At 72.4% G+C, this 16,172-nt stretch carries 9 protein-coding genes; 3 read left to right on the top strand and 6 right to left on the bottom strand.

Annotated elements, in window-relative coordinates:
* Positions 1 to 13 precede the first annotated feature (13 nt).
* Entirely contained in the window at positions 14 to 2,398 is a 2,385-nt protein-coding gene (locus ACH4U7_RS33890; RefSeq protein WP_398531592.1) for a Tex family protein, read from the top strand.
* Between the two features lie 74 nt (positions 2,399 to 2,472).
* Here ACH4U7_RS33890 and ACH4U7_RS33885 read toward each other — a convergent pair whose 3' ends face one another.
* A complete protein-coding gene (locus ACH4U7_RS33885; protein WP_398531591.1) occupies positions 2,473 to 4,110 on the bottom strand; it encodes an ABC-F family ATP-binding cassette domain-containing protein in 1,638 nt (545 codons plus the stop codon).
* Positions 4,111 to 4,161: 51 nt separating this feature from the next.
* Entirely contained in the window at positions 4,162 to 5,169 is a 1,008-nt protein-coding gene (locus ACH4U7_RS33880) for an oxidoreductase (protein ID WP_398531590.1), read from the bottom strand.
* An 82-nt stretch (positions 5,170 to 5,251) separates the two neighbouring features.
* Between ACH4U7_RS33880 and ACH4U7_RS33875 the strand changes: the two genes are divergently transcribed.
* Positions 5,252 to 6,217, top strand: a complete 966-nt coding sequence (locus ACH4U7_RS33875) for an FAD-dependent oxidoreductase (protein WP_398531589.1) — start codon at positions 5,252 to 5,254, stop codon at positions 6,215 to 6,217.
* On the opposite strand, the gene ACH4U7_RS33870 is transcribed toward ACH4U7_RS33875, so the two are convergent.
* Together ACH4U7_RS33870 and ACH4U7_RS33865 are read right to left on the bottom strand one after the other, a co-directional pair.
* Positions 6,204 to 7,526 (bottom strand): M14 family metallopeptidase, encoded by a 1,323-nt coding sequence (locus tag ACH4U7_RS33870; RefSeq protein WP_398531588.1) that lies wholly within the window; start codon positions 7,524 to 7,526, stop codon positions 6,204 to 6,206. The genes ACH4U7_RS33875 and ACH4U7_RS33870 overlap by 14 nt on opposite strands.
* 36 nt (positions 7,527 to 7,562) lie before the next feature.
* Positions 7,563 to 9,545, bottom strand: a complete 1,983-nt coding sequence (locus ACH4U7_RS33865) for a Xaa-Pro dipeptidyl-peptidase (RefSeq protein WP_398531643.1) — start codon at positions 9,543 to 9,545, stop codon at positions 7,563 to 7,565.
* 196 nt (positions 9,546 to 9,741) lie between these two features.
* Between ACH4U7_RS33865 and ACH4U7_RS33860 the strand changes: the two genes are divergently transcribed.
* A complete protein-coding gene (locus ACH4U7_RS33860) occupies positions 9,742 to 11,253 on the top strand; it encodes a M1 family metallopeptidase (protein ID WP_398531587.1) in 1,512 nt (503 codons plus the stop codon).
* Between the two features lie 39 nt (positions 11,254 to 11,292).
* On the opposite strand, the gene ACH4U7_RS33855 is transcribed toward ACH4U7_RS33860, so the two are convergent.
* Both ACH4U7_RS33855 and ACH4U7_RS33850 read right to left on the bottom strand, forming a co-directional pair.
* A complete protein-coding gene (locus ACH4U7_RS33855; RefSeq protein WP_398531586.1) occupies positions 11,293 to 12,201 on the bottom strand; it encodes an oxygenase MpaB family protein in 909 nt (302 codons plus the stop codon).
* A gap of 21 nt (positions 12,202 to 12,222) precedes the next feature.
* On the bottom strand, positions 12,223 to 16,071 hold the full coding sequence (locus ACH4U7_RS33850) for a glycoside hydrolase family 2 TIM barrel-domain containing protein (RefSeq protein ID WP_398531585.1): 3,849 nt from the start codon (positions 16,069 to 16,071) through the stop codon (positions 12,223 to 12,225).
* Between the last annotated feature and the right edge of the window lie 101 nt (positions 16,072 to 16,172).

Raw genomic sequence — 16,172 nt, 5'->3', positions numbered from 1 at the left:
GCGGAGCGTGATCGTGACGACGTCCATCGAAGGCAGGATCGCCGAGGAGCTCGGCGTACGGGAGCGGCAGGTGAGGGCCGCCGTCGAGCTGCTCGACGGCGGCTCGACCGTGCCCTTCATCGCGCGCTACCGCAAGGAAGCGACCGAAATGCTCGACGATGCGCAGCTGCGCACCCTCGAGGAGCGGCTGCGCTATCTGCGGGAGCTGGAGGAGCGGCGGGCCGCGATCCTGGAATCGGTCAAGTCCCAGGGCAAGCTGGACGAGGCCCTGGAGGCCCAGATCCTCGCCGCGGACTCCAAGGCCCGGCTGGAGGACATCTACCTCCCCTTCAAGCCCAAGCGCCGTACGAAGGCGCAGATCGCGCGGGAGGCCGGGCTCGAGCCGCTGGCCGAGGGGCTGCTCGACGACCCGTCGGTGGAGCCGCTGGCCGCCGCGGCCGCCTTTGTCGACGCGGAGAAGGGGGTCGCGGACCCCGCCGCCGCGCTGGAGGGCGCGCGGGCCATCCTCACCGAGCGGTTCAGCGAGGACGCGGACCTCATCGGCGAACTGCGCGAGCGGATGTGGACGCGCGGGCGGGTGGCCACCAAGGTGCGGGAGGGCAAGGAGGAGGCGGGCGCCAAGTTCGCCGACTACTTCGACTTCGCCGAGCCGTTCACGGAGCTGCCCTCCCACCGGGTGCTGGCGATGTTCCGCGGCGAGAAGGAGGAGATCCTCGAGCTCGCCCTGGAGCCGGAGGAGCCCTCCGAGGAGGCGGGCCCCACCTCGTACGAGCGCAGCATCGCGCACCGTTTCGGCGTCGCGGACCGGGGCCGCCCGGCCGACAAGTGGCTGGCCGACACGGTGCGCTGGGCCTGGCGCACCCGGGTCCTGGTGCACCTCGGCATCGATCTGCGGCTGCGGCTGCGGCAGGCCGCCGAGGACGAGGCGGTGCGCGTCTTCGCCGCCAATCTGCGCGACCTCCTCCTGGCCGCCCCGGCCGGCACCCGCGCCACGATGGGCCTGGACCCCGGTTTCCGTACGGGGGTGAAGGTGGCCGTGGTCGACGCGACCGGCAAGGTGGCGGCGACCGACACGATCTATCCGCACGTCCCGCAGAACAAGTGGGACGAGTCGCTGGCCAAGCTGGCGCGGCTGGCGCGGGAGCATGACGTCGAGCTGATCGCGATCGGCAACGGCACGGCGTCCCGCGAGACCGACAAGCTCGCGGGCGAGCTGTGCGGCACCCACCCCGAGCTGAAGCTCACCAAGGTGATGGTCTCCGAGGCGGGCGCCTCGGTGTACTCCGCCTCGGCCTTCGCCTCCCAGGAGCTGCCGGACATGGACGTCTCGCTGCGCGGCGCGGTGTCCATCGCGCGGCGGCTTCAGGACCCGCTCGCCGAGCTGGTCAAGATCGACCCCAAGTCGATCGGTGTCGGCCAGTACCAGCACGACCTGTCCGAGGTGAAGCTCTCCCGCTCGCTCGACGCGGTCGTCGAGGACTGTGTGAACGGCGTCGGGGTCGATGTCAACACCGCCTCCGCCCCGCTGCTCAGCCGGGTCTCGGGCATCGGCGGCGGGCTCGCGGAGAACATCGTGGCCCACCGCGACGCGAATGGCCCCTTCCGCAGCCGCAAGGCGCTCAAGGACGTGGCCCGGCTCGGCCCCAAGGCGTATGAGCAGTGCGCGGGCTTCCTGCGCATCCGCGGCGGCGACGACCCGCTGGACGCCTCCAGCGTGCACCCGGAGGCGTATCCGGTGGTGCGGTCCATGGCCTCCTCGGCGGGCGACGACGTGGCCTCGCTGATCGGCAACACGGCCGTGCTGCGCGGGCTCAGGCCGGAGCAGTTCGTGGACGACACCTTCGGTCTGCCCACGGTCACCGACATCCTCAAGGAGCTGGAGAAGCCCGGCCGCGACCCGCGGCCCGCCTTCAAGACCGCGACCTTCAAGGAGGGCGTCGAGAAAATCGGCGACCTGGCCGCCGGGATGATCCTGGAGGGCGTCGTCACCAATGTGGCCGCGTTCGGCGCGTTCGTGGACATCGGTGTGCACCAGGACGGACTGGTGCACGTCTCCGCGATGTCCAAGACGTTCGTCAAGGATCCGCGCGATGTGGTCAAGCCCGGGGACATCGTGCGGGTGAAGGTCCTGGACGTGGACATCCCGCGCAAGCGGATCTCGCTGACGCTGCGGCTGGACGACGAGGCGGGCGCGGGGTCGGGCGGCGGCCGGGACCGCAACCGGGACCGCTCCGCGCAGGACTCCCGCGGCCGCCGCGGCACCCCTCAGCAGCGCCAGGGCGGCGGCCGGGGGCAGCGTGGCGGAGGATCCGGCGGCCGCGACGCGGCCCCGGTCAACGGGGCGATGGCGGACGCGCTGCGGCGTGCGGGGCTGCTGGACCCCAAGAAGAAGCGGTAGCGCCTCCCGGAGGAGGTCCGCGATGACGGCCCTGTGCCGTCGCGCCCTGGGCGCGGCGGCACAGGGCCGGTCCGTCAGAGTTCGGTGACGCGGCCGCCTTCGACCTGGAGGCGGCGGGTGGTGTGCACCCCGTCGAGCATCCGGCGGTCGTGGGTGACCAGCAGGAGCGTGCCGGTGTAGGAGGCCAGCGCGGACTCCAGTTGCTCGATGGCGGGCAGGTCCAGGTGGTTGGTGGGCTCGTCCAGGACGAGCAGGTTGACGCCGCGGGCCTGGAGCAGGGCGAGCGCCGCGCGGGTTCGTTCACCCGGGGACAGGGTGGCCGCGGACCGCAGCACATGCTCCGCCTTGAGGCCGAACTTGGCCAGCAGCGTGCGCACCTCCGCCGCCGCCAGCTCCGGTACGGCCGCGCCGAAGGCGTCCAGCAGCGATTCGCCGCCGAAGAACAGGGCGCGCGCCTGGTCGATCTCGCCGACCACCACGCCAGGACCGAGCGCCGCCGCGCCCGCGTCCAGCGGAAGGCGGCCGAGGAGCGCGGCCAACAGCGTGGACTTGCCCGAGCCGTTCGCTCCGGTGACCGCGACCCGGTCCGCCCAGTCGATCTGGAGGTCGACGGGGCCGAAGTGGAACTCGCCGCGCCGCACCTGGGCGCCGCGCAGGGTCGCCACCACCGCGCCCGAGCGCGGCGCGGCAGCGATCTCCATCCGCAGCTCCCACTCCTTGCGCGGCTCCTCGACCACCTCGAGACGCTCGATCATCCGGTCGGTCTGGCGCGCCTTGGCGGCCTGCTTCTCGGTGGACTCGACCCGGGCGTTCCGCCCGAGCTTGTCGCCGTCGGTGGCCTTGCGACGGGCGTTCTTGACGCCCTTCTCCATCCAGGCGCGCTGGGTGCGGGCCCGGGCCTCCAAGCCGGCGCGGGTGTCCGCGTACTCCTCGTAGCGCTCGCGGGCGTGGCGGCGGGCGGTCTCGCGCTCCTCCAGATAGGAGGCGTAGCCACCGCCGTAGAGGTTCACCTGCTGCTGGGCGAGGTCGAGTTCGAGGACCTTGTCGACCGTACGGGCAAGGAACTCGCGGTCGTGGCTGACCAGCACCGTGCCGGCGCGCAGCCCCTGGACGAAGCTCTCCAGGCGGCGCAGCCCGTCCAGGTCCAGGTCGTTCGTCGGCTCGTCCAGCAGGAACACGTCATAGCGGCTGAGCAGCAGCGAGGCGAGCCCGGCGCGCGCCGCCTGGCCGCCCGACAGGGCGGTCATCGGCCGGTCCAGGGAGATGTCGAGCCCCAGCGATGCCGCGACCTCGTCGGCGCGCTCGTCCAGGTCGGCGGCGCCGAGCCCGAGCCAGCGCTCCAGGGCGGTGTTGTAGGTGTCGTCGGCGCCGGGCGCGCCGTCGACCAGCGCCTGGGTGGCGTCGTCCAGCGCGGCCTGGGCGGCGGCCACGCCCGTACGCCGGGCCAGGAAGTCCCGTACGGTCTCGGCCGGGCGCCGCTCGGGCTCCTGCGGCAGATGGCCCACGGTGGCATGCGGCGGGCTGAGCCGCACGGCCCCGTGCTCGGGGTCGGCCAGCCCGGCCAGCAGCCGCAGCAGGGTCGACTTCCCGGCGCCGTTGGCGCCGACGAGACCGATCACCTCGCCGGGCGCCACGACCAGGTCGAGGCCGGAGAAGAGGGTGCGGTCGCCGTGGCCCGCGGCGAGGTCCTTGGCGACAAGAGTGGCAGTCATCAGAGCGCCGATCCTAACCGGAGCGGTGCGCTCGCCGCCGCGCCGTTTCCCTCAGCGGCCCACCGGGGCCACCAGGACGGTGCTGGAGGTGCGGGCGACCACGAAGGCGTCCCCCCGTACGACCCGCGCGTCCAGGGGGATGCGATGGACGCCCGGCTCCAGCCGGCCGTCGAACAGATCGTGGGTGCGGGGGCGGCCGAACCGGTCGAGGCGGTGGGCGACGAGGCGCACCCGGCACCGGGCGACGACCTCCAGCACCGCCTCGCCGCCCTCGGCCCTGAGCCCGGCCAGCCGCCGCTGCTCCTGGGGGGAGCGGTCCAGGGCCTGTTCGATCCGGGCGACGAGGAGGGGGACGATCGGGGCCGATTCGGCCACGAAGACCGCGTCGGAGCCCGCCGCCGCGAACGCGTCGCGCACGGCGGCGCGCTCCTCGGGGCCGACCGTCCGGCCGAAGGCCACAACGCCGTATCCGCGCAGCTCGTCGGCGTGGGCGGCCGCCGCGTCCCGGGAGATCTCGGCGCCGATGCCGATGGTGCGCAGCGCCGCGGCGAGTTTGGCGAGGAAGGCGGCGCGCTGCCCCACGAGCAGCACTCGGCGCCCCGCCGGGGCCTCCAGGGCGAGCAGCCGCTCCAGCTCGGCGCGGTACTGCCCGCCGTGGAAGCGGTACGGGCCGAGGTCGGGGTAGATGTCCGGGGTGTCGTCGGTCTGCCAGGCGAAGTCGCGCCAGACGACGTCCGGTCCGTCGCGCTCGATGACCGCCGTGACCACACCGCACTCCAGGCCGACGCACTCAGGGCAGCCGTAGAGGACGCGGCGGCCGGCGGGCAGCGGCGCCTCGGTCTCCAGCAGCAGACCGCGCACCTGGGCGGTGAAGATGGTGGGGCCGAGGTCGGCGGCGAGCGGCGAGACCGCGTCGAGGTCGGCGAGGCGCGACAGCAGCGGTCTGCCGTCGACGATGAAGTCCAGGAAATCGCGGTGTATCTGGTACGCGCCCTTGGACAGCACGCCGCCGGCGCGCATCGCCGGCGCGAGGCCGAAAGTCGCGTACTCGGAGGTCATGGCCCAAGTATTCCCATATCGGGGCACTGTCACCGCGCAGCACGCTCCGGCGATACCGCACCCCAGGGCGTAACCTCCGGGCATGACGAGCGATGCGATAGTCGTCGGCGCCGGGGTCATCGGCCTGACAAGTGCCATCGTGCTGGCCGAGAGCGGCCGGCGGGTAGCGGTGTGGAGCCGGGACCCGATCGGGGACACCACCTCGGCGGTGGCGGGCGGGCTGTGGTGGCCGTACCGCGTCGAGCCGGAGGAGAAGGTGGGCGCCTGGTCCCTGCGTACCCTCGGCGTACTCGCCGAACTGGCCGCCCGGCCCGGGGAGACCGGCGTCCGGATGGTCGACGGGACGCTGGCGGGCACCGGCCTCGGGGACCTCGGCCCCTGGGCCGCCGAGGTGCCGGGGCTGCGCCCGGCTCGCCGCGAGGAACTGCCGGAGGGCTGGGGCCACGGCCTGCGGGCGCGGGTCCCGGTGGTCGACATGCCGACCTATCTCGGGTATCTGCGGCGGCGTCTTGAGGCGGCGGGCGGCACCGTCGAACAGCGTGCCGTGGCCACGCTGGCCGAGGCCGCGCGGGAGGCGCCGCTCGTCGTCAACTGCACCGGCCTCGGCGCCCGCGATCTGGTGCCGGACGCCGAGGTGCGCCCGGTGCAGGGCCAGTTGGTGCTGGCGGAGAACCCGGGCGTCGACGAGTGGTTCGTGTCCGCCGACCCCGGCTCGGCGGACACCCTGTACGTGCTGCCCCAGCCGTACGGGGTGATCCTTGGCGGCACCGCCCGGGAGGACGCCTGGGATCTGACGCCCGACCCGGCGACGGCCGAGGCCATCGTGGCCCGCTGCGCCCGCGTCCATCCCCGGCTCGCGGACGCACGCGTCATCGGGCACCGGGTGGGGCTGCGCCCGGCCCGGTCGCGGGTGCGTCTTGAGGCGGACACCGCGGCGGGCGGTGTCGGACTTCCCTGGCTCCTGCACAACTACGGACACGGCGGGGCGGGCATCACCGTCGCCTGGGGCTGTGCGGAGGAAGCGGCCGAACTGGTCAGCAGCTGTTGACCGGCTGCCCCTCGGTCAGGTGGTAGGTGGCGCGGCCGTCGAGGAGCAGCGGAACCAGCGCGCGCAGCGACTGGCGCAGCGGTACGAAGGCGCCGTCCGCGCCGCCGTGCCGGGGGCGCACCGTGACGCCGTGCAGCGCGAGTTCGTCCTTCACCTGCGCGTACTGTCCGGCGTCGAGCAGATAGCCGCACGGCGGGTCGGCGAGGGTTTCCTCCGGGCCCGCCGGGTCGTTGTCGCCGCCGCCGAGGTAGACCGGGCCGCGGTCGGCGTAGCCGGTCAGCCGGGCGCGGGTGGTGGCGGCCTCGATGCGCCCGCGCCGCTCGCCGGTGAAGGCGAAGGCGCCGTCGAGCGCGGCGAGTTGGGAGCCCACCCGGCGGCGGTTGTTGACCGCGGGGTCGGCCTTCTCGGCGTCGGTGAGCGGGTCGACGCGCGTCTCGACGAGCAGGCCGACGGAGTGCTTGACCCCGGCGGTGTTGCGCAGGATCCGCTCCTGGCCGTCGCCCGCGACCTGTTTGATGGGATCGCCGGTTTCCGGGTCGGTCCAGATGCCGTAGACGCCGGTGCCGAAGCCCGCCTGCTCGGCGTGCGGCCGGACGTAGGAGTCGGAGAGCGTACGCGCCTCCTGGTGCACGGGGTCCGCGGTGTTGAGGTTGCGCGGCCACAGCGCCAGCAGGTCCTTCATGTAGTACGGGACGGTGGCCCCGTACTCGTGGAGGTCGTAGACGGTGTCGGGCCGCCAGTCGCGGAGGACGGCGGCCGTCGCGCGGGACTCAGGGGTCTTGAGGGCGATGTGGTCGCGGTTGATGTCGACGCCCTCGGAGTTCTCGCGGGTGTCGGCGGCGCGGCCGTCGGGGTTGGCGGTCGGGATGACGAGGACGTTGGTGCGCTCCAGGAAGCGCCTGGTCCGGGCGTCCTTGGCGTAGGCGAGGTCGCGGACGGTGGACAGGCAGGCCTCGCGGCCGGACGGCTCGTCGCCGTGCTGTGAGCAGATGAGCAGCAGCGTATTGGCGTTCGCGGTACGGGCCGGGGCGGCGGGCGCGCCGATCCGCACCAGGCGCAGCGGGCGGCCCTGCGCGGTGGTGCCGATGCGGTCGACGGCGACGCGCGCGCTCGCGGCGTCGACCGCGGCGAGGAAGCGCTCCTCCTCCGGCTCGGTGGTCCAGCGCGCGCCGTCGCTGGTCTCGAAGCCCGTGCGGGGCTTCGAGGTTCCGGCGTGGGCGGGCGCGGCGAGGAACGACGTGGTCAGCAGCGCGACGGCGCCGGCCGCCGCGGCGCGGAGCAGGGGGAAGCGGGAGATCGCGGATGTCACGGAGTGGGGTCTCCTTGGGTGAGGGGCCGGAGTCTGTTACTGGGGCAGCCGGGACTTGTGGCGCGGCTCGGGGACGCCCTTCAACGGGGCGGCGTCGGGCGAGGTGGTGGCGGTGTCGGCCGGGGTGCCCGCGGTGGCCCGGGCGAGCGCCGGGGCGCCGCCGGTCAGGGGCAGCCGGGCCTGGGTCCGGGCCAGGTCGACCGTGACCGTGGGCTTGGTGTCCGCCGGTTCGATCAGGCCCGCGTCCGTACCGGCGACGATGAGGGCCAGCCGATGGCCCGCGGGGACGATGTGGTCCGTGGCGGCGAGGTCGAGGGTGATGGTGTAGGGCTTGCCGGGGGTCAGCGGGCGGCCCTTCCCGTCGTCCGCCCAGTGGCCGAGGTCGGCCCAGCCGCGGCTGAGGACGGTGTAGCCGACGCTCGCCGTGTCCGCCTCGGTCCGCTTGAAGCAGCCGCTGTCGCCCGTCGTGCCGCTGCCCCAGCAGGTCCGGTCGGCGAGGGTGCGGATGCCTTCGGCGTCGCCGGTGTAGTTGCGGATGGTGTCCGGGCCGAGGTCCACCACGACCGCGGACAGATGCGCGGAGGAGGTGGAGGGGGTCGCGGTGACCGTGACCGTGCCCGAGCCCGCGAGCCGCAGGTCCTTCGTCAGCGGCGCGGTGGCGAACCCGGCCTTGGCGGCCGTCGGCTGGTCGATCCGGGCGGCCCAGTCGGCCTCGCTCAGCCTCGGGTCGTCGGTGAACGTCTCGGTCGCGCCGGGCTCGGCCGGTTCGGTGCCGAGGACGCCGACGCCTGGGGTCTGTCCGGAGCGCGGCCGCAGCGTGGTCGGGCGGGTGCCGGCGGGCGGCCAGGAGCGGTCGGTGGCCCAGCGGTCGGGGGCGCGTTCGACATCGGCCATGGGCTCGCGCTCGATGCCGTTGTCGATGCCGAGCAGATAGTGGTCGAACCAGCGGTGCAGGGTGCTCACCCAATCCGCGCGGCGGAAGTCGAAGGGATCGACGTGCCCGGTCTGCGAGAGCCAGATCTTCCGCTCCACGCCGGCGTCGGCGAGCGCGTTCCACCACTGACCGAGGTGTTTGGTACGGACGTTGAGGTCCTGCATCCCGTGGACGGCGAAGACGCTGGCGCGCACCTTGTCGGCGCCGGGGACGTAGTCGCGCCCGGTCCACAGATCGGTCCAGTCGCCGTTCCGCGGGGCGCCGTCGACGAGCTCCCGCTGTACGGCGGCGCAGCGGGCGTGTGCGTCGTCGCTCTCGACACCGTCCGAGAGGCCGTCGGGGCCGCTGTCGAAGAGCGGGGCGCCCTTGGCGAAGTAGTAGTCGTACCAGGAGGAGATGGCGCTGATCGGCACGATGGTCTTCAGGCCCTTGACGCCGGTGGCCGCGACGCCGTTGGCGACGGTCCCGTCGTAGCTCTTTCCGATCATGCCGGTGGCGCCGTTGGACCAGTCGGCCGTGGCGGTCGCGGTGCCGGTGCGGGTGGTGTAGCCGGTGGCGCGGCCGTTCAGCCAGTCGACGACGGCCTTGGCGGACTGGATGTCGGAGCGGCCGCCGACGTCCACACAGCCGTCGGAGCGGTTGGTCCCGGCGAGGTCGACCAGGACGGTGGCGTAGCCGCGCGGCACGAAGTAGTTGTCGTAGAAGAGCGGGAAGAGGACTGGCTTGCCGGCCGCGTCATAGGTCTTCTTCTGGCTCTCGTTGCCGCGTCCGCAGCAGGAGTAGTACGGGCTCGCATCCATGATCACCGGGATCCGGCGGCCCTGCTGGGCGGGTTCGGCGGGGCGCACGATATCGACGGCGACCCGGTCGGTCCTGCCGTCCGAGTCGCCGTCAAGTCCGGTGTCCACCCATACGGATTCGCGGATCGCCTTGTCGTATGAGTAGATCGGTCTGCTCTCCCGCTCGGCGGCCTGGGCCGCCGGTGTGCCGAGGGGAGGTATGAATGTCGCTGCGAGGGCCGCCAGGGCGGCGGCCGCCAGTGGTCGGAGCACGATCCGTGTCCTTGCGTGGCGGGGCTTCCGCATACAGAGCAGCACGGGCGGACCGTAGCGCGAGTCAACTCCCGTACAGAAGAGGGCACTCCGATCTCTGTGGGGCCGAGGTGGCCGCTGATGTCGACCGGATGTCGATCGTGTGGCGCGCGGGGTGATGGACAGGAGGGGTCCTCGGCGAGTACCTAGGGTCTGCAGTGATCGTTCTCCCCGACGAGTTGGAGGACCCGTGCGTCACAGACTCACCGTCCCGAGCGCGGCCGCCGCGTGCCTGCTGCTGGCGGTTCCGGCCTCGGCTGCCGAAGCCGCCCCGGGCGCGCCCGGTATCGGGGACTCGTACTACCCCGGCTACGGCAACGGCGGGTACGACGTCTCCCACTACGACCTGCGGCTGACCTACCAGCCCACCACCGACCGGCTGGAGGGCACGGCGACGGTCGTGGCCACCGCCACCCAGGACCTGTCCCGCTTCAACCTCGACTTCGCGCTCGAGGTGCGCGAGGTGCTGGTGGGCGGCAAGAAGGCGGCGTTCGCGACGAGCGGCGACCATGAACTGGAGATCACCCCGGCCGCCCCGCTCGACTCAGGCCGCCCCTTCACCGTCGTCGTGCGCTACCGCGGCACACCCTCCAAGGTGCAGGTCAAGGGGTATACGGCCTGGCTGCGCACCCCGGACGGCGGGGTCGCGGCGAACGAGCCGGAGGCGGCGTGGTGGTGGTTCCCGAGCAATGACCACCCGCTCGACAAGGCCACCTACGACGTATCGGTCGCGGTGCCCGACGGGACCCAGGCGATCAGCAACGGCACGCTCCAGTCGACCACTTCACGGCTGGGCTGGACCCGCTACAGCTGGCGCTCCAACCGGCCCCAGGCCACCTATCTCGCCACCCTCGCCGTCGGCAAGTTCGACATCACCACCGACACCACCGCGAACGGCCTGCCGGTCATCAACGCGTACAGCAAGGACCTGGGCGACAACGCGGGCGCGGCGCGCGCGAGCGTCGAGCGGACGGCCGAGGTCGCGGACTGGCTCAGCGAGATCTTCGGCCCCTACCCCTTCAACGCGCTGGGCGGCTATGTGCCCAATGTGGGGACGAGCTACGCGCTGGAGACCCAGACCCGCCCGTTCTACAGCCCCCGGCAGTTCGCAGGCAGCTCGAACGTCTCGGTGGTGGTCCATGAGCTGGCCCACCAGTGGTACGGCGACAGCGTCTCGGTGAAGGACTGGCGCGACATCTGGGTCAACGAGGGCTTCGCGCGCTACGCGCAGTGGCTGTGGTCGGAGAAGGAGGGCGAGGGCACGGCGCAGGAGCTCGCGGACTATGTGTACGCGCAGCATCCGGCCGAGGACGCGTTCTGGACGGTCAAGCCGGGTGACCCGGGGCCGGACAACCAGTTCCACGCGGCGGTGTACGACCGCGGGGCCATCGCGCTGCAGGCGCTCCGCAACGAGGTCGGTGACGAGGACTTCTTCGCGATCCTCAAGGGGTGGCCCACGGAGCGGCGCTACGGGAACGGGTCGGTGCGCGACTTCGAGACGTACGCCGAGAAGGTCTCGGGCCATTCGCTCGGGGGCCTCTTCGACACCTGGCTGTTCACGACGTCCAAGCCGAGCGCGCCGGCCGCGCGGGCGAACGGGATCGGTGCGGGCGCGGCGGCGGACGCGGGTGCGGGCGCGGCGGCGCGGCCGAAGTCATGGCGGGCGATCCACGCGACGGACACCGTCCACGAGAGCCGCTGACGCTTTTCGGGCGAGGCCCCTCCTGCCGGGGCCTCGCCCTCAGCGTCGCGCCTTGTGCCGCGCCTCGTGTCGGGCCTCGCTTCGGGCCTCGCTTCGGGCTTCGCGGGCGAGGGGGAGGTAGCGCAGCCGCTCGGGGAGCAGCGGGACCACCACGCTGACGGCGCGGCCGAACCGGCGCAGCCTGCGCTCCTGCGCCGCGCTCCACGGCAGCCCGATCGCACGCCGCGCGTCCGGCGGGATGAGGCCGACGGTCAGGAACGAGCGGAAGCGGGCGAAGGGCGGAAGCAACACGGGCCAGACAGCGCGCAGCACGCGCCGCAGCGGGCGCGGCCCGAAGTCGGGCGGGGGCAGGGCGGCATCGGGCGCGGTCAGCTCGCGGACGACCGGCGTCGCCTCGAGGTCGTGGTCCAGGACGCTCCTGTAGTACGGCCAGAAGTCCTCGGCCGTACGCGGCAGCTCGCGGTCGTCGAAGCCCAGGACGCGGCCGACCCGCAGCCACTCCTCGTACAGCCCCAGCTCCTCGGCCCGGGTGAACGGGCGGCGGCCGAGCACGCGCTGGGCGTGCAGATAGACGGGGTAGCCGGACGCGTGCACCCACAGATAGCAGGCGGGGTCCAGCGCCCGGTAAGGGCGGCCGTAGTCGTCCACGCCCAGGACGACCCGGTGCAGCTCGCGCAGCCTGCGGCCCTCCGCCGCCGCCCGCTCCCCGCCGTACACCCACAGCTGCATCGAGCGCAGCGAGCGCTCGCCGCGCCCCCACGGGTCGGTGCGGAAGACGGAGTACTGGTCCACGCCCGCGCCCACCGCCGGATGCGCCACCTGCATGGCCATGGCGGCGGGCAGGGCGAGGACGCTGCGTATCTCACCCTGGAGGGACCACAGGATGCCGCCGACGGGGGGCGGCTCGGGGCCGCCCGCCGCCGTACGGGTGTCCCTGGCGGTGACCACACCTCCAGTATGTGCCGCGGTTCACCCCTTTGACGTGTCCTCCTTCCCGGTGAGCGGGCGCAGCGTCAGGGTGTAGTCGTAGGGCTGGTCGGCCTTGACCCGGTACTGCTCGCGGACCGGGTTGGGGGTGTCGCCGACGCCGGTGACCGCGTGGTCTGCGTGCAGGGTGTGCCAGCCCGCGTTGCGCTTGAGGAAGTGCGGATAGGCGGCGCGGTCGAGCTCGTCGTACGCGGTGGCGCCGGCCTCCAGATCCCCCGAGACCAGCAGCCCGCGGCCGGCGGCGTCGGTGAGCGAGGCCCAGCGGACGTCGTCGTGGTTGCCGTGGTCCTGGGGCTTGAGATATTCGACGTACTGGTCCTGGACGGAGCTGGACCATACGCCCATGGGGGTGCCGTCCTTGCGGTCGTCGAAGTTCTCGACGGGGCCGCGGCCGTACCACCGGAAGGTGTCGTACCGCTCGGGTACCCGCAGTTTCAGGCCGATGCGCGGCAGATACGACAGCGTGCGGAACGCGCCGCGCGCCTCGACCCGGTGCCGCACGTCGATCCGGCCGGAGCCGTCGACCTGGTAGTCGACGGTCTGCTCGAAGGACGCCCCGGTCACATCGGGCGCGGCGGCGGTGGAGCGGACGGTGACGGTGACCGTGCCGTCGTCCGCGGGGGTCACGTCCACCCCGTCCACGGTGGTGCGCAGCCGGTCGAGCCCGAGGGCGCGCCACCGCTTGCCCTCGGCGGTGCCCCAGTCGGAGCGTTCATTGCTGATCGGGGCGCGCCAGGCGTCCAGCTCGGGGCCGGAGCGCAGCAGCTCGCGGCCGCCGACGCGCATGGAGGTGAGCGTGCCGTCCTTCTTCCCGAAGGTGTAGCGGAAGCCCTCGCCGGTCACCTCCACGGTCTCGGCGCGGTCGTCGGCCGAGGCAGGGCGGCCGGCGTTGGCGCCGGTTTCGGCGTCGGCGGGCGCGGCCGGTTCCGGCACCTTGTCGCCGCCCACCGCGAACTGGCCGAACGATACGACGTGTCCGGCCTCCGCCCAGTCGGTGTCCTGCGCGGTGACGGCCTGGACGGTGAGGTACCGCTCGTATCCGCCGGGGTTGGCGGGCAGGGCGGGCAGCTGGACATCGGCGCTGCCGCCGGGGCCTACGTCCAGCGCGCGGTCTCCGCTCGCGACGGTCTTCGCGCCCTGGGTGACCTTCCAGCGCAGCCTGAGGTCACAGGTGCCGGTGAAGGCGCGCTCGTTGGTGACCTTCACCTGGCCGGAGCGCGGATCGGTGCCGGTGGGGGCGGTGATCCGGATGGGCGCCTGCACCCAGGCGAGCTGGGCGGTCTCCGGCTCGGGGGCGCGGTCGGCGGTGATCAGCCCGTCCACGCCGGACTCGTACAGGCCGTAGGAGAGATGGCTTCCCTTGCGGGTGAAGTCGTCGAAGTCCAGGGCGATCAGCGCCTCGCGCTGGGGGTCCTCGTCCGCGGCGAGCTGCCCGGGGGTGAGCGCCGTGCCGTAGACGCGGACCTGGTCGACGGTGCCCTGGGCGGTGCGTCCGGCGTAGCCGTCCTCCATGGTGTCGGTGTTGCGGCCGACGCCGAGGTCGAAGCCGGTGTAGTCGATGCGGCCGGTCCAGGGGGTGTCGGCGAGCGGTTTGCCGTCCACGTACAGGGTCAGCCGGCTGCCGTCGTACGTGCCGGTGACGCGGTGCCAGGCGCCGGTCCAGCCGTCGGGGACGGGCGCGGTGACGGTACGTGGTTTGCCCTCGCTGGTGAGGGTGAACTCGAGGGTGTCCTGGTCCTTCATCCGCAGGACGTACTGGTCCCCCTTGCTCACGATGGTGAAGTCACCGGTCCAGGTGTCGGCCGGTTTGACCTGGGCGTCGAGGGTGACGGATGCGCCGGTGAGGTCGAGTTCGGGGTCGCGGTAGACCTCGACGAAGTCGTCGAGGCCGGACAGGTACAGCGCCTTGCCGCTCTTGCCCGCGACGACCTGGGGTTTGCCGGACAGGCTGGCGGCGATGCGGTTGCCGGAGGAGTCGGGGGTGGTGATCAGCGGGCGACGGATGTTCTGCTCGGCCCAGTCCCAGATGAAGCCGCCCTGGACGTTCGGGTAGGCGCGTATGACCTCCCAGAACTCCCGGAAGTTGCCCAGGCTGTTGCCCATGGCGTGGGCGTACTCGCCCATCACGATGGGCTTGGTGAACGTCTTGGCCTTGGTCTCCAGGGAGGCCGGGGTCGGATAGCGGGGCCCGGCGATATCGGCGAACGGCGCGTCGCCGTCGGGGCGGTTGGACTGGTGGTACAGCGGCCGGGTGGGCTCGTGCCGCCGGGTCCACTCGGCCATGGCGTAGTGGGCCTTGCCGAGCCCGGCCTCGTTGCCGGTGTCCCACATGATGATGCTGGGGTGGTTCTTGTCGCGCTCGACCATGCCCTGGTGGCGGTCGAGGAACGCCTTCTGCCACTCGGGCCGCTCGGCGAGGCAGTTGTCGGGGCAGTTCTCGTGGCTGTGGGTCTCCACCTCCATCTCGTCGTCGATGAGGATGCCCTCGCGGTCGGCGAGCTCGTAGAGGTAGGGGTCGGACGGGTAGTGGGAGGTGCGGATCGCGTTGACGTTCAGCCGCTTCATCAGCCGGATGTCCTGCTCCATACGGGCGCGGGTGGCGTGCCGGCCGGTGGCCGGGTCGGTTTCGGCCCGGTTGACGCCGCGGATCAGGATGCGCTTTCCGTTCAGCTTGAGCTGCTTGTCCTTGACCTCGATCTCGCGGAATCCGACGTTCTGGCTGACGGTCTGCGCCGCCTTTCCGGCGGGGTCGCGCAGGGTCAGCTCCAGCCGGTAGAGGTTCGGCGCCTCGTCCGACCACTTGGCGGGGTCGGTTATTCGGGCGGTCAGCTCGGCCTTGCCGTCGGTCTCCTCGGCGGTCAGCCGCCGCACCTCGCGGCCCTTGGGGTCATAGAGCACTCCGGTGACCTGCCGCGGGCCGCTCTTGTCGTCGTCCGCGCGGTTGATTTTGATCTTGGTTTGCAGGGTCGCGTCCCGGTAGTCGTCGTCGAGGTCGGTGGTGATGTACGCGTCCTCCATGCGGGTCCTGGGCGTGGAGTACAGCGTCACGGAGCGGAAGATGCCCGCGTAGCGCCACTGGTCGTAGTCCTCGAGATACGAACCGGCGCTCCAGCGGTGCACCTGGACGGCGACGCGGTTGGTGCCCGGGTGCAGATAGTCGGTCACATCGAACTCGGCGGGCACATAGCCGCCCTGGTCATAGCCGACGTACCGGCCGTTGATCCACAGGAACCAGCCCGAGGTCACCCCGTCGAAGCGGATCACTTGCCGCCGGCCGACCCAGCTCGTGGGCACCTGGATGTCGCGGAGGTACGCACCGGTGGGGTTGATATCGCGCGGGACCTTGGGCGGGGCGTCGGGGACCATCTCGCTCTGGACGTTCCGGAAGAGGGGGTGGTCGAGGTCGTCGGTCTGCCAGGTGTGCGGGACCTGCACGCTCTTCCAGGCGGAGTCGGCGGGCGTGGCTGATGGGCGGTAGCTCTGCTTCCAGAAGCCCTGGGGCACGTCCTCGGGCCGGTCGGCGATGGCGAACCGCCAGGTGCCGTCCAGGCTGCGCTGCCACTTCTTCCGGTCCGGCCCGTCCGGCCGCAGCAGGGTGTGCGGGGGTTCCTGCCCTTCGCCGGTCATCTCCGGGTCTTCGAGGTACGTATGCACATCGGCCGGGAACTTGCCCTCGTCCGGTCCTCTGCCCAGGGCCGTATCCGCCGTGGTCAGGCTCAGCCCGGCGGCCGTGGCCATCGCCAGCACCGCGCCGAGCAGCCTGCCGAGGCCCCGTCTGGTGTACCTGGTGTACCTGGTATGTCTGTTGTGTTTGCTGTGCTCAGTGCTCACTCCGACCCCACCTCACAGATTCGGAAGAAAACCAACACAGTTGAACAGCACCGCACGCTATTAAGTGACGTGTGAGGCGTCAACAGGGACGTCGCACAGGG

Origin of the sequence: Streptomyces sp. NPDC020845, assembly GCF_044334165.1 — a bacterium.
Classification (GTDB): domain Bacteria; phylum Actinomycetota; class Actinomycetes; order Streptomycetales; family Streptomycetaceae; genus Streptomyces.
This window is presented reverse-complemented; position numbering and strand designations above follow the sequence as displayed.